Source organism: Paraburkholderia sp. CNPSo 3272 (assembly GCF_024206495.1).
Classification (GTDB): domain Bacteria; phylum Pseudomonadota; class Gammaproteobacteria; order Burkholderiales; family Burkholderiaceae; genus Paraburkholderia.
In genome coordinates this window covers 17,431-31,300 of sequence record NZ_JAMBPQ010000028.1, presented here as the reverse complement: position 1 = coordinate 31,300, position 13,870 = coordinate 17,431, and the positions used below count along the sequence as shown (strand labels likewise).

Genomic DNA, 13,870 nt, shown 5'->3' with positions numbered 1-13,870 from the left:
GCCGGCTGGATGTTGTTTTCGGGTGTTCTCTGGCGGCTTATTTCAGTTCATAGAGCCCGACGTAGGTGGTCGAATCCACCTCGTTCAGATGCGTCATGAAACGCGCCACCGCGTTCGTCGTCTCCGGCGTGACGGGCAGTTGCGCCGCCTTGAGCGCATGCACGCGGAAGATGTAGCGATGGGGTTTGTCGCCGCGCGGGGGCGCCGCGCCGCCGAAGCCGACCGTGCCGTAGTCGTTGCGCACCTGCACAGCGCCCTGTGGGAGCAGGCTGCCGTCGGCCTTGCCGGCGTTGCGGGCGAGCGAGCGCACGTCGGGCGGAATGTTCACCACGACCCAGTGCCAGAAGCCGCTGCCCGTGGGCGCGTCCGGATCGTAGACGGTGAGCGCGAAGCTCTGCGTGTCGGCGGGCGGTTCGTCCCATTGCAGCGCGGGCGAGACGTTGTCGCCGTCGACACCGAAGGCCCGGTCGTCGAACTCCTGCGCCTTCGGCAAGAAACCGTTGCTGGGAAAGTCATCGGACCAAAGTCGGAAATCAGCCATCGGGTGTCTCCTTCGCTTGGGATCGTGGGACGGTTGCGCCAGCACGTGTGACGCGTGAAGGCGGCTGCGCAGCCGGTCGATCGAGTTTATCACCGCGGGCTCTACAGGCAGGGCCAGCTTCGCAGCGTTAGATGCGCGGCGCATCGGCTTGCGCTCACGCTTCGCGTGATACCTCGCGAGGGCGTGTTACGAGCGCGCCTCGAACCAGGTGGACGACTCGTCTTCGAGCCACCCGGCCAGCCGCTCGACGACCGCTTGCGGATCGTGCTGCGCGCCACGCAAAGCGCATTCCCAGATCACCGCCACGCGCCAGCCCTGGGCCGCGAGCGCGGCGAGCGCTTTGGCGTCGTTCAGACGGTTGCGCGCGATCTTCTCGCGCCAGAACTCGGGGCGTGTTTGCGGCCACTTGAAGAGCGCGCAGTTGTGGCCGTGCCAGAAGCAGCCGTGCACGAACACCACGGCGCGCCGGCGCGGCAGCACGATGTCGGGCCGGCCGGGCAGCTCGCGCACGTTCAGGCGAAAGCGGAAGCCGCGCCGGTGCAGCAGACTGCGGATCAGCTTCTCGGGCTTCGTGTGGCGTCCGCGTATGCCGGACATCATCCGGCTGCGGGTCGCGGTATCGACGACGTCCACCATCGTCTGTCGCCTCGCTTCGGTTGGCCGCGGCGCGAGCCGGTCAGCGGTCTCCCGCCGTGGCCGTCGCCGCAGCCGTGGCGCGCCTGGTTCGCGTGGTGCGCGTGGTTTGCGTTGTGTGCGCAACCGGGGGAAGGGTCGTCGCGTGCGCACGGGGTGCTGCGGGCTGTGTGGCCAGCAACGCATCGAGATGCGGCATCATCGTGCGCGCGACTTCGCGCATTACCGGCATCACCACGCTGTTGCCGAACTGGCGGTACGCCTGGGTGTCGCTCACCGGAATGCGGAACGTGTCGGGCAGGCCCATCAGCCGCGCGCACTCGCGCGGCGTGAGGCGGCGCGGGCGCAATCCTTCGCCTTGATAGACGAGGATCTCCGAGCCGTCCTTGTGATAGCGCGCAGAAAGCGTGCGCGTGACGCTGTCGGCAAACGCGAGGCCGTAGCCGAAGCCGTTGCCGGCCGCGCGGTGCTTCTCGGCGTATTGCTGCAGATAGGTCCAGAGCCCTGGCGTGAGCGTGTACTTCGGCTGCACGCGGCGCGCGCCGTGATCGAAAAAGCGCTCGCCGTCCCACGGCAGGAGCGGCTCGCAGCCGTCGGTGCGGTGCAGGATCGAGGCGAGCCGCGGGCCTTCTTCCGGCAGCGCGAGCGCGTCCCACGAGAACGCCGCCGGCTCGCGAAAACCGACGATGATGATGCGTTCGCGATGCTGCGGCGTGAAATGGCTTCCATCGATCACGCGGTAGTGCACGTCATAGCCGAGCTCGTCGCGCAGCACCTGGAGGATCACGTCGAACGTGCGGCCGCGGTCGTGCGAGACCAGGTTCTTCACGTTCTCGAGCAGGAAGGCGGCGGGCCGCTTCTCGGCGATGATGCGCGCGACGTCGAAGAACAGCGTGCCCTGCGTCGTGCAGGCAAAGCCGTGCGGACGGCCAAGCGCGTTCTTCTTGCTCACGCCGGCGATCGAGAACGGCTGGCACGGAAAGCCCGCGAGCAGGACGTCGTGATCGGGCACGTCGGCGGCGTCCACGGCCGTAATGTCGCCGATGAACGGATGATCCTCGCCGTAGTTTTCCAGATAGGTCTTGCGCGAGAACGGATTCCATTCGCTCGTGAAGACGCACTCGCCGCCGTGGGCCTCGAACCCCTTGCGGATGCCGCCGATGCCTGCGAACAGGTCGATGAAGCGAAAGCGCGCCGCTGCGCCACGGGCGTGTGCGCCGCCTTGCAGCAACTCCCGCAGTGCGGCTTCGAGCATCGCGGGGCAGGGCGTCTCGCCTTTTTCCCAACGCCGCACGGTCTTCACGTCGCGGCCGACGTGGGTGGCGATCTGCTGTTGCGTGAAACGCTTGCGTGCCTGCTGGAGCAGGTCTCTCGGTTCGGCCGTGAGCACGGAGTCCTCGTTAGGGTATTTTTGCGGACATTATGACCGATGGTCGACCCGCGGCACCAGGAATTCCCGACGTGACACGCGGACGTGCGTCGCGCAGGCGAATGCCTGCACGCGCGAGCGTTGAATTCAGGGGGAAGTCAGGAGTGTTGCGGGCCGGCGTTTGCCTGCTTCGCCAGGGCTGCGGAGGCCGAGGCGACGTTTAGTTCGTGCAGGTCGAGGATCAGCAGCAGGCTGTCGATTTCACACAGCTGGCCCTTGTTCACGTGGCCGGTATCGAGCAGACGGTGCAGGCGCTGGCGCCAGTAGAGCGCGGGGAGAATCGGCCCGCCGAAGTCGCCGGCGAGTGACAGCGGCATCACGCGGCGAATGTGCGCGATATCCTGATCGATGAGGGTCGACATCATATGACCGGCGGGGAGGGGACGCGTGGAGTCCATGAAGGCCTTTACGGCACTATTTTTCCCTACTTTAGGGATATTTAACTCGGTAATTACCCCTAATTAACGGGGCGGATTCCATTTATTCGCCAGCCGGCGGCGTCGCGCCTTGCACTTGGGCCGCGCTTTCGAAGAAACGCCGCGTTGCCTCGAACGAATTGAGCATCTGCTCGGGCCAGGGCGTCTGCAGCATCACGGCCTGGTGGTTCTCGAACGCCGCGCCCAACTGGCGGGCGAGTTCGGGCGAATCGAGGTGGCGCAGCAGCACGCTCACGGCGATGGCAGTGGCCTGGCTCGCTCCTGCCGTCTGCAGTTCGGAGGCGGTGAGGGCGGCGATTTGCTTGTTGATGTCCATGGAAAACCTGCTGGGCAAAGAGGGTGCGCGAGTGCGCGAAAGGGACGGGACGGGGATCTGCGGACCGGTTGCGGCCTTCGCGGCCGGCGTACGCGGCTCGGGTGCTCGAGCGGCTGGTCCCCCTGGCAGGAATCGAACCTGCATCTAGCGCTTAGGAGGCACTTGTTCTATCCATTGAACTACAGGGAGCGCGAGGTCGAGCATGGCTCCGTTCGATCGCCATGTTTCCCAAGTGACCCGTCATGGCGCGGAGCGGCGCGCGAAACGGATCGGCCTTGCGGGTCCGAGCGATATCGTGGCGCAGGGCCAAGAGTATAGCAAACGCGTTCGGGCGCGAAAATGACGCTTCAGCAGCTTCGAGGGAGTCGTCGCAATCAGAACTCGACGACGGCGAATTCCGCCTTGCCCACGTCGCACAACGGGCAGCGCCAGCCGTCGGGAATCTCCGCAAAGCGCGTGCCGGCGGCGATGCCTTCGTCGGGCAGACCTTCTTCCTCGTTGTAGATCCAGCCGCAGATCAGGCAGACCCAGCTCTTGTACTCGATTACTTCGCTCACAGCGTGTCCTTCGTCTAGTCGATTCGATGCGCGGCCCGTCATGCGGCCCTTTGACTGCAAGGCGGCCGGCGCGGGCGACCCGCGATGTTACCGGAAAACGGCTCGCGTGCCGCCGCGCTAACGGAAAGCTAAACGCGCAGGCCCGACCCGCGCGGCCCGACCTGCGCGGCCCGACCTGCGCGGCCCGACCTCCGCGGCCCGACCTGCGCGGCCCGGTACAATGCCTCCTTCAGGTCCACCGCACGCATCGCTTTCCATCCATGTCGCTTTACACCATCACAGACGCGCAACTGGCGTTCGGCCACGTCGCGCTGCTCGACCACGCGGACTTTTCGCTCGAAGCCGGCGAGCGCGTCGGGCTGATCGGCCGCAACGGCGCAGGCAAGTCGTCGCTGCTCACGATCGTCGCCGATCTCGCCAGGCCCGACGACGGCCTCGTCACGCGCCAGCAGGATCTTTCGACCGTCTACGTGCCGCAGGAGCCCGACTTCGACGCCGACGCCACGGTGTTCGACACCGTCGCCTCGGGACTTGCCGACGTGCGCGCGCTGCTCGACGACTACGACACGGTCGCGCACCAGCTCGCGGACACGCCCGAAGGCGCCGAGCACGACGCACTGCTTGCGCGCATGAACACGCTGCAATCGTCGCTCGATCATGCCGATGCCTGGAACTGGCGCACGCGCGTTGCCACGACGCTCGCGCAGATCGGCCTCGAAGGCGACGCCCGCGTGGGCGCGCTTTCGGGCGGTATGCAAAAGCGCGTTGCGCTTGCCCGCGCGCTCGTCGTGCAGCCCGATATCCTGCTGCTCGACGAACCGACCAACCACCTCGACTTCGACGGCATCCGCTGGCTCGAGGAACTGCTCGTGGCGCAGCGTTCGAGCCTGCTCTTCATCACCCACGACCGCGCGTTTCTCGACCGTGTGGCCACGCGCATCGTCGAACTCGATCGCGGCAAGCTGCTTTCGTACCCGGGCAACTTCTCGCAGTACCAGGAGCGCAAGGCACAGCAGCTCGAAGTCGAGCGCGTGGAGAACGAGAAGTTCGACAAGCTGCTCGCGCAAGAGGAAGTGTGGATCCGCAAGGGCGTGGAAGCGCGGCGCACGCGCAGCGTCGGGCGCATCGCGCGCCTCGTGCAGATGCGCAGCGAGCACGCCGAGCGCCGCAACGTGCAGGGCAATGTGAAGCTCGACGTCGCGCAGGGCGAGAAGTCCGGCAAGATCGTCGCCGAACTCACGGACGTGACCAAGCGCTACGGCGGCCGCACGATCGTCGATAACTTCTCGTCGACGGTCATGCGCGGCGACAAGATCGGCTTCGTCGGTCCGAACGGCGCGGGCAAGACCACGCTGCTGAAGCTGATTCTCGGCGAGTTGAAGCCCGACGAGGGTACGGTGCGCGTGGGCACGAACATGCAGGTCGCGTACTTCGACCAGATGCGCGCGCAGCTCGACATGGAAAAGAGCCTCGCCGATACCATCAGCCCCGGCAGCGACTGGGTCGAGATCAACGGCGCGAAGAAGCACGTCATGAGCTATCTCGGCGACTTCCTGTTCGCGCCCGAACGTGCGCGCTCGCCCGTGAAGTCGCTTTCGGGCGGCGAGCGTAACCGTCTGCTGCTCGCGCGTTTGTTCGCGCGGCCCGCGAACGTGCTGGTGCTCGACGAACCGACCAACGACCTCGATATCCCGACGCTCGAACTGCTCGAAGAGTTGCTCACCGACTACGACGGCACCGTGCTGCTCGTCTCCCACGACCGCGCGTTCCTCGACAACGTGGTGACGTCGGTAATCGCGTCCGAGGGCGAGGGCAAGTGGCGCGAGTACGTGGGTGGCTTCACCGACTGGCAAACGCAGAGCACGCGTGCGCAGGAGATTGCCGAGGCGCGCGCGCCGAAAGAAGCGGCTGCTGCGGCTGCCGCTCCCAAGGAGAGCGCAGCGGGCCGCAATGCGCAACGTACTGTGAAGCTTTCGTTCAAGGAGCAGCGCGAGCTCGAGGAACTGCCCAGGCGCATCGAGGCGCTGGAGACCGAGCAGAAGACGATCGGCGCGAAGATCGAGGACGGGTCGATCTTTGCGAAGGACGCGGCCGAAGGCACGCGGCTCACCGAGCGCTACGCAGCGATCGAAGAGCAATTGCTCGTCGCGCTGGAGCGGTGGGAAGAGCTGGAGAGCAAGCGCAAGTGATGCGAGACAAAGCGGCCTGATAAAGGCCGCTTTTTTTTAAGGCGGAGGGGCGGACCGTAGTCATCCGTTCGGCCAGCCAACCCCCAAGCAAATTGCCGTGCGAGCCCAAATCAGTACAATACCTCGCGAATTCGAACAACTACGTGAACCACTGCGCCGCCGCGAGCGCACCTGCCACCGCGGCGCGCAGCCGGTTCACTTCGTTGTTTCGTATCGGTTTTTTTGAACGCTCAACGCGTTTTCCCCGCAGATGTCCACAGGACCTGTGGACAAGCGCGCGGACAACCCCCTGTGGATCACCATGTCAACGAAGAAGTCCAACGCTGGAAACACTGGCTATAGCGAAGCGTCGATCAAGGTGCTCAAGGGCCTCGAGCCCGTCCGGCAGCGGCCGGGCATGTATACGCGCACCGAGAATCCGCTGCACATCATCCAGGAAGTTATCGACAACGCCTCGGACGAAGCGCTCGGCGGCTACGGCCGCCGCATCACCGTGACGCTGCACGCCGACCATTCCGTCTCCGTCGAGGACGACGGCCGCGGCATTCCGTTCGGCCTGCACCCCGAAGAGAAGGTGCCCGTCGTCGAAATCGTCTTCACGCGCCTGCACGCGGGCGGCAAGTTCGACAAGGCCGCCGGCGGCGCCTATACGTTCTCGGGCGGCCTGCACGGCGTGGGCGTCTCGGTCACCAACGCGCTTTCGACGCGCCTCGACGTGACCGTCTGGCGCGACGGCAAGGTCGCCGAAATCGGCTTCTCGGACGGCAACGTCACGAGGCAGCTCACCACGCGCAACGCCGCGCGCGACGACAAGAAGAGCGGCACGCGCGTGACCGCGTGGGCCGATCCGAAGTATTTCGACTCGCCCAATCTGCCGCTCGGCGAACTGCAGCGTCTGCTGCGCTCGAAGGCCGTGCTGCTGCCGGGCGTCGAGGTCGAACTCGTCATCGAGAAGACTGGCGAGCGCCAGAGCTGGAAGTACGAAGACGGCCTGCGCGGCTATCTGCTCGAAGGCATGGGCGGCGCCGACCTGCTGATTCCGCTGTTCGAAGGCGAACGCTACGCCGACGCGCGCACCACCGACGACACCTTCGCCGAAGGCGAGGGCGCTGCGTGGGTCGTGGCGTGGAGCGAGGAAGGCTCGCTCACGCGCGAGTCGTACGTGAACCTGATCCCCACGCCGGCGGGCGGCACGCACGAAAGCGGCCTGCGCGACGGTCTGTTCCAGGCCGTGAAGAGCTTCGTCGAATTGCACAATCTCCAGCCGAAAGGCGTGAAGCTCTTGCCGGAAGACGTCTTTGCGCGCGTCTCGTTCGTGCTCTCGGCCAAGGTGCTCGACCCGCAGTTCCAGGGGCAGATCAAGGAGCGCCTGAACAGCCGCGACGCCGTCAAGCTCGTGTCGTCGTTCTCGCGTCCGGCTCTGGAGCTGTGGCTCAACCAGCACGTCGAGCACGGCAAGAAGCTCGCCGATCTCGTCATCAAGCAGGCGCAGGCGCGCACGCGTGCGGGCCAGAAGGTCGAGAAGCGCAAGAGCTCGGGCGTGGCCGTGCTGCCCGGCAAGCTAACCGACTGCGAATCGACCGACATCGCGCGCAACGAACTCTTCCTCGTGGAGGGCGACTCGGCCGGCGGTTCGGCGAAGATGGGGCGCGACAAGGAGTACCAGGCCATCCTGCCGCTGCGCGGCAAGGTGCTCAACACGTGGGAGACCGAGCGCGACCGGCTCTTTGCGAACAACGAAGTGCACGATATTTCGGTGGCGATCGGCGTCGATCCGCACAGCCCCGACGAGACGGTCGATCTATCGAATCTGCGCTACGGCAAGATCTGTATTCTTTCCGATGCCGACGTCGACGGCTCGCACATCCAGGTGCTGCTGCTCACGCTCTTCTTCAAGCATTTCCCGCAGCTCATCGAGCGCGGCCACGTGTGCGTGGCGCGCCCGCCGCTGTTCCGTGTGGATGCGCCCGCGCGCGGCAAGAAGCCCGCGCAGAAGCTCTATGCGCTCGACGAAGGCGAGCTCGAAGCGATCCTCGACAAGCTGCGCAAGGACGGCGTGCGCGACACGCAATGGACCATCAGCCGCTTCAAAGGTCTGGGCGAAATGAGCGCCGAGCAGCTCTGGGACACGACGATGAACCCGGACACCCGGCGCCTGTCGCCCATCGCGCTCGGCGACCTCGACTACGAGTCCACGGTCGCGCGCATGACGATGCTCATGGGCAAGGGCGAAGCGGCCTCGCGCCGTTCGTGGCTCGAAGAGAAGGGCAACGAAGTCGAAGCGGATATCTGATACGCGCAGGCGCACACACGATTACGGACTGATTGAAACATGGACGATCTCTTTGCTGAAGTGACGGACGCCCCGAACGGCGACACGCTCACGCTCGGCCACTACGCGGAACGCGCCTATCTCGACTACGCGGTGAGCGTGGTGAAGGGCCGCGCGCTGCCCGACGTCTGCGACGGCCAGAAGCCGGTGCAGCGGCGCATTCTCTTCGCGATGAACGAAATGGGCCTCGGCGACAACGCCAAGCCCGTGAAGTCGGCGCGCGTGGTCGGCGACGTGCTCGGCAAGTACCACCCGCACGGCGACCAGTCGGCCTACGACGCGCTCGTGCGCCTCGCCCAGGACTTCTCGATGCGCTATCCGCTCATCGACGGCCAGGGCAATTTCGGCTCGCGCGACGGCGACGGCGCGGCGGCCATGCGCTACACCGAAGCGCGCCTGACGCCCATCGCCAAGCTGCTGCTCGACGAAATCGACATGGGCACCGTCGATTTCATGCCGAACTACGACGGCTCGTTCCAGGAGCCGAAGACGCTGCCCGCACGCCTGCCGATGCTGCTGCTCAACGGCGCGTCGGGGATCGCGGTGGGTCTCGCAACCGAAATTCCGTCGCATAACCTGCGCGAAGTCGCGTCGGCAGCGGTCGCGATGATTCGCAACCCGAAGCTTTCGCACGCGGAGATCATGGAGAGGCTGCCGGGGCCCGATTTCCCGGGCGGCGGCCAGATCATTTCGAGCGACGCGGAAATTGCGGCGGCTTACGAGTCGGGCCGCGGCAGCCTCAAGGTGCGCGCGCGCTGGAAGATCGAGGACCTTGCGCGCGGCCAGTGGCAGCTCGTGGTGACCGAGCTGCCGCCGAACACCTCGGGCCAGAAGGTGCTCGAAGAGATCGAAGAACTCACGAACCCGAAGCTCAAGCTCGGCAAGAAGACGCTCACGCCCGAGCAGCTGCAGAGCAAGCAGACCATGCTCGGGCTGCTCGACGCCGTGCGCGACGAGTCGGGCAAGGATGCGCCCGTGCGCCTCGTGTTCGAGCCGAAGACGAGCCGCATCGACCAGGCCGAATTCGTCAACTCGCTGCTCGCGAACACGAGCCTCGAATCGAACGCATCGCTCAATCTCGTGATGATCGGCGCCGATGGACGTCCGCGCCAGAAGGGCATCAGCGAGATTCTGGGCGAGTGGATCGGCTTCCGCTTTGCCACGGTCACGCGCCGCACGCAGCACCGCCTGACGAAGGTCGACGACCGCATCCATATCCTCGAAGGTCGGATGATCGTCTTCCTCAATATCGACGAGGTCATCCGCATCATCCGCGAGTCGGACGAGCCCAAGAGCGCGCTGATGAGCGCATTCGGGCTTTCCGAGCGCCAGGCCGAGGACATTCTTGAAATCCGTCTGCGTCAGTTGGCGCGGCTCGAGAAGATCAAGATCGAAAAGGAACTCGCGGAACTGCGCGAAGAGAAGGCGAAGCTCGAAGAACTGCTCGCGAACGATGCGTCGATGAAGCGGCTCATCGTGAAGGAAATCGAAGCCGACGCGAAACAGTACGGCGACGATCGCCGCACGTTGATCCAGCAGGAGAAGCGTGCGAGCTTCGAAGCGCGCGTGGTGGACGAGCCGGTCACGGTCGTCGTCTCGCAGAAGGGCTGGGTGCGTGCGCTCAAGGGCCATGGGCTCGATACGCAAGGCTTCACGTTCAAGGCCGGCGACGGCCTCTATGCGGCGTTCCAGTGCCGCACTCCCGACACGCTCATTGCGTGGGGCAGCAACGGGCGCGTCTATTCGGTATCGATTGCGAATTTGCCCGGCGGCCGCGGTGACGGTGTGCCGGTCACGTCGCTCATCGAACTCGAAGCGGGCACGCATCTGCTGCACTACTTCGCGGCGAACGCGGAACAGCAATTGCTGCTGGCGTCGAGCAACGGCTTCGGCTTCATCGCGAAGATCGGCGACATGGTGAGCCGCGTGAAGGCAGGCAAGGCGTTCATGACGATCGACGAGGGCTGCGTGCCGCTCGCGCCGATGCCGATGCTGCCCGACGCGCTGCAGGTGGCGTGTCTGTCGTCGGGCGGTCGTTTGCTGGTGTTCGGCCTCGACGAGATGAAGACGCTCGCGGGCGGCGGCCGTGGTGTCACGCTCATGCAGCTCGACGACAACGAGAAGCTGGTGCAGGCGCTCGCGATCAGCGCGGCGGGCGTCGTGCTCGTGGGCACAGGCCGCGGCGGCAAGGCGGGTGAGGACCTGATGGCGGGCGCGGTGCTGTCGCCGCAGATCGGCAAGCGCGCACGCAAGGGCCGCGCGCCGGACTCGAAGCTCAAGGTCGTGACGGGCATGCGTCCGGTGTTGCCGCAATAAACTAGCGGGCACATCCGGCACGGGACGCCGCGCGGCATGGAATAATGCCGCGCAAAGGCGATTTGCGTTCTGCATGGGACCAGAGCGCTCTGCGTGGGACCGGAGTAAGTGCTGAAGCACTAACTCCGGATCGCAAACCGCAAAAGCGCTCACTCTGGTCGACGGCCGGATAACAACTACGTTACGAGGGAATCAAAGCATGGGCCATGCGATCGAAGTCGCGCTCTTTTTGCATCTGCTGGGTGTCGCTGTGTGGGTGGGCGGCATGATCTTCGCGCACTTCTGCCTGCGCCCCGCGCTCGAAGACCTCTCGCCGCAGTTGCGGCTACCGCTCATCGAGTCGGTGTTCGGCCGCTTCTTCAACTGGGTGGGCGCTTCGGTCATCGTGATCCTGCTCAGCGGCGGTTTCCTGCTCATGCAGTTCGGCGGCGGCCACGCCACGTGGCAACTGCATACCATGGCGGGTATTGGCGTGCTGATGATGCTGATCTTCGGCCACATTCGCTTTGCCGTGTTTCCGCGCATCCGCCGGGCAGTGCAGGCGCAGAAGTGGCCCGACGGCGCGCGCGCGGTGGGTACGGTGCGCCGCCTTGTTGTGATCAATCTCGTGCTGGGTATCGTAACGATTGGCGTTGCGGTGCTCGCGCGCGGGTTCTAATCGTTTCTCCTGCAACGTTCGCGGCCCGCGCCAGAGGTTTTACAGGCGCTCCGCCAACGCATAGCGCTGCATGCAGCGCTCCATCGCGTCGAAGAACGCTTCTTCGGCCGCATTGCGCTTGCGTTCGCGATGCCACAGCAAGTGGATATCGACGTCCACGAGCCCTTCCTCCGGCGGCAGCCGCCACAGGCGCTGCCGCGCCAGATCGTCCCGCACCGTATGCTCGGGCAGGCAGCCGATGCCGTAGCCCGCAAAGATCAGCCGCCGCACCTCGTCCAGACTCGGTGACGACGCCACGATCCGCCCCGTGAAGCCGCGCTGGTCGCGAAACACCGTGAGCGGGGACAGGCTGTCGCCAATCTGGTCGCTCGTGAAGGAGACGAAGTTCTCCGCGAGCAGGTCGTCCATCGTCAACTGCGAGAGCCCGAAGAGCCGGTGATGCCGGCCGCAGAACATCGCGTAGCGCTGGCGCAGGAAGCAGCGCATGTCCAGCTTGTCGATGGGCGTGCGGCACAGGCTCAGGCCCGCGGTCGCCGTTTTCTGCAACAGCGACGAGATGATGTCCGACGAGCGCATCACTTCGATCTGCAGATCGATGCGCGGGTAGGCCGTGTGGAATTCCGCGAGAAATTCGTCGTACACGCGCGACTCGATGCGGCTCACCGTGAGCAGGCGGATCGAGCCGGTGATGTCGGCGGTGCGCTCGTCTAGCCCGGTTTCGAGCTGGGAGATCGTGCCGTAGATGTCGCTCGCAATGCGATAGACCTCTTCGCCTGCCTCGGTCGGCACGAACTGCGCGCCGCGGCGCTCGATCAGCTTGCGGCCGAGGGCGTCTTCGAGGCGCTTGAGCGCCTGGCTCACGGCCGGCTGCGTGACATAGAGCCGGGCGGCGGCGCGGCTCAGGCTGCGCTCCTGCATGATCGCGAGGTAGGTGCGCAGCAGGTTCCAGTCGAGACGGTCGTTGAGAAAGCGGGTGCTGTCGGCGGGCATGGGCGGTCTCCCGGCGTACTGATGCGCCAAGGGTATTAGATAAATTTATGCGCTGAATAATAACGCGAAATTTGACTAATGATTTGTGGCTGGCGATAAAGCGTGCATGCAACCCAAATTCATCCCAAACGCGCCAGAAGGAGACCGACGCATGGCCAACCCAAAACCCAGCACCCGGCAACCGGTGCGCGCCGCCGCCGCGGCGTTCATCGGCACGATGATCGAGTGGTACGACTTCTACATCTACGCCACGGCCGCCGCGCTCGTGTTCGGCGAGCTGTATTTCCCTTCTGAAGACCGCTTCGTTAGCACGATGGCGTCGTTCGCGACCTTTGCCGTCGGGTTCTTCGCGCGTCCGCTCGGCGGCCTGATCTTCGGCCACCTCGGCGACCGCATCGGCCGCAAGAAAGCGCTCATGACCACGCTGATGATGATGGGCGTCGCGACCGTCTGCGTCGGCTTGCTGCCATCGTATGCGAGCGTCGGGATGCTCGCGCCGGTGCTGCTCGTGCTGCTGCGCGTGGTGCAGGGCATCGCCGTGGGCGGCGAGTGGGGCGGCGCGGTGCTGATGGCGGGCGAGCACGCGCCCGAAGGCCGCCGCACGTTCTTCGCCTCGTTTGCGCAGCTGGGTTCGCCCGCCGGCTTGATTCTCTCGCTGCTCGCGTTCCGCTCGGTCACGTCGCTCGACAAGGCCGACTTTCTCTCGTGGGGCTGGCGTCTGCCGTTCCTCGTTTCGGCGGTGCTGCTCGTGATCGGCATCATGATCCGGCTCGGCGTGAACGAGTCGCCCGAGTTCGAGAAGCTCAGGGACCAGCGCCGCACGCTGAAGCTGCCCGTCGCCGAAGTGTTCCGCTCGTCGTGGGGTCTCGTGCTGCTGTGCATCGGCGCGAATACCATCGGCATTGCGGGCGTGTACTTCACCAACACGTTCATGATCGCCTACACCACGCAGTACGTCGGCATCACGCGCTCGCTGATTCTCGACTGCCTGTCATCCAGTTCCTCGTGCAGCCGCTCGCCGCGTGGCTCGCCGAACGCATGGGCGGCGCACGCTTCCTCAAATGCGCGGCGCTCGCCGCGATGCTCTCGCCGTATCCGATGTTCGTGCTCGTGCAAAGCGGCAAGGTCGTGCCGATGGTGATCGGTATCGCGATCGCCGTGGTCTGCATGGCGAGCTTCTATTCGGTGATCGCCGGCTTCGTCTCCGGCGTGTTCCCCACGCGTGTGCGCTACTCGGCGATTTCGCTCTCTTACCAGGTGTGCGGCGCGATCGCGGGCGGCCTCACGCCGCTCGTCGGCACGTGGCTCGCGCATCGCTATGTGGGCCAGTGGTGGCCGCTCGCCGTGTTCTATACGTGCCTCGCGGGCGTCTCGCTGCTGTGCATCGTCGCGCTCGACGCGCGCCGCCACCAGCATGCGCATGACGAGGCAACTGCCGAGGCGCTGAGCACGCGCTGACGTTGTTCAGATGT

11 protein-coding genes, 1 tRNA gene and 1 pseudogene are annotated in these 13,870 nt (G+C 65.5%); 5 read left to right on the top strand and 8 right to left on the bottom strand.

The window, feature by feature from the left end; all coding sequences use genetic code 11:
• Positions 1-37: 37 nt before the first annotated feature.
• The 7 genes from M3I53_RS27005 to M3I53_RS26975 all read right to left on the bottom strand — a co-directional run bounded on the left by M3I53_RS27005 (position 38) and on the right by M3I53_RS26975 (position 3,913).
• On the bottom strand, positions 38-541 hold the full coding sequence (locus tag M3I53_RS27005; RefSeq protein WP_254318940.1) for a YbhB/YbcL family Raf kinase inhibitor-like protein: 504 nt from the start codon (positions 539-541) through the stop codon (positions 38-40).
• A gap of 186 nt (positions 542-727) precedes the next feature.
• Positions 728-1,177 (bottom strand): very short patch repair endonuclease, encoded by a 450-nt coding sequence (locus tag M3I53_RS27000; RefSeq protein ID WP_254318939.1) that lies wholly within the window; start codon positions 1,175-1,177, stop codon positions 728-730.
• Positions 1,178-1,217: 40 nt separating this feature from the next.
• Complete coding sequence (gene dcm / locus M3I53_RS26995; RefSeq protein ID WP_309249549.1) at positions 1,218-2,564, bottom strand: DNA (cytosine-5-)-methyltransferase; 1,347 nt, start codon at positions 2,562-2,564, stop codon at positions 1,218-1,220.
• A 137-nt stretch (positions 2,565-2,701) separates the two neighbouring features.
• Entirely contained in the window at positions 2,702-2,968 is a 267-nt protein-coding gene (locus M3I53_RS26990) for a hypothetical protein (protein WP_370684285.1), read from the bottom strand.
• A 115-nt stretch (positions 2,969-3,083) separates the two neighbouring features.
• Positions 3,084-3,356, bottom strand: a complete 273-nt coding sequence (locus tag M3I53_RS26985; RefSeq protein ID WP_254318938.1) for a hypothetical protein — start codon at positions 3,354-3,356, stop codon at positions 3,084-3,086.
• Positions 3,357-3,470: 114 nt separating this feature from the next.
• Positions 3,471-3,545 (bottom strand) — tRNA-Arg (locus M3I53_RS26980).
• 185 nt (positions 3,546-3,730) lie between these two features.
• A complete protein-coding gene (locus tag M3I53_RS26975; protein ID WP_254318937.1) occupies positions 3,731-3,913 on the bottom strand; it encodes a rubredoxin in 183 nt (60 codons plus the stop codon).
• A 260-nt stretch (positions 3,914-4,173) separates the two neighbouring features.
• On the opposite strand from M3I53_RS26975, the gene M3I53_RS26970 reads away from it, so the two are divergent.
• From M3I53_RS26970 to M3I53_RS26955, 4 genes are all read left to right on the top strand, one after another.
• Positions 4,174-6,102, top strand: coding sequence for an ATP-binding cassette domain-containing protein (locus M3I53_RS26970; protein WP_254318936.1), 1,929 nt, complete (start codon positions 4,174-4,176; stop codon positions 6,100-6,102).
• Between the two features lie 301 nt (positions 6,103-6,403).
• Positions 6,404-8,395: a DNA topoisomerase IV subunit B gene (locus M3I53_RS26965; RefSeq protein WP_254318935.1), complete on the top strand. Its 1,992-nt coding sequence runs from the start codon at positions 6,404-6,406 to the stop codon at positions 8,393-8,395.
• Between the two features lie 39 nt (positions 8,396-8,434).
• Positions 8,435-10,750, top strand: coding sequence for a DNA topoisomerase IV subunit A (parC, locus tag M3I53_RS26960; protein WP_254318934.1), 2,316 nt, complete (start codon positions 8,435-8,437; stop codon positions 10,748-10,750).
• 199 nt (positions 10,751-10,949) lie between these two features.
• Complete coding sequence (locus tag M3I53_RS26955; RefSeq protein ID WP_254318933.1) at positions 10,950-11,408, top strand: CopD family protein; 459 nt, start codon at positions 10,950-10,952, stop codon at positions 11,406-11,408.
• A 39-nt stretch (positions 11,409-11,447) separates the two neighbouring features.
• Here M3I53_RS26955 and M3I53_RS26950 read toward each other — a convergent pair whose 3' ends face one another.
• Positions 11,448-12,398: a LysR family transcriptional regulator gene (locus M3I53_RS26950; RefSeq protein WP_254318932.1), complete on the bottom strand. Its 951-nt coding sequence runs from the start codon at positions 12,396-12,398 to the stop codon at positions 11,448-11,450.
• A 151-nt stretch (positions 12,399-12,549) separates the two neighbouring features.
• On the opposite strand from M3I53_RS26950, the pseudogene M3I53_RS26945 reads away from it, so the two are divergent.
• Positions 12,550-13,856 (top strand): annotated as a pseudogene (locus M3I53_RS26945) (MFS transporter).
• Positions 13,857-13,870 lie beyond the last annotated feature (14 nt).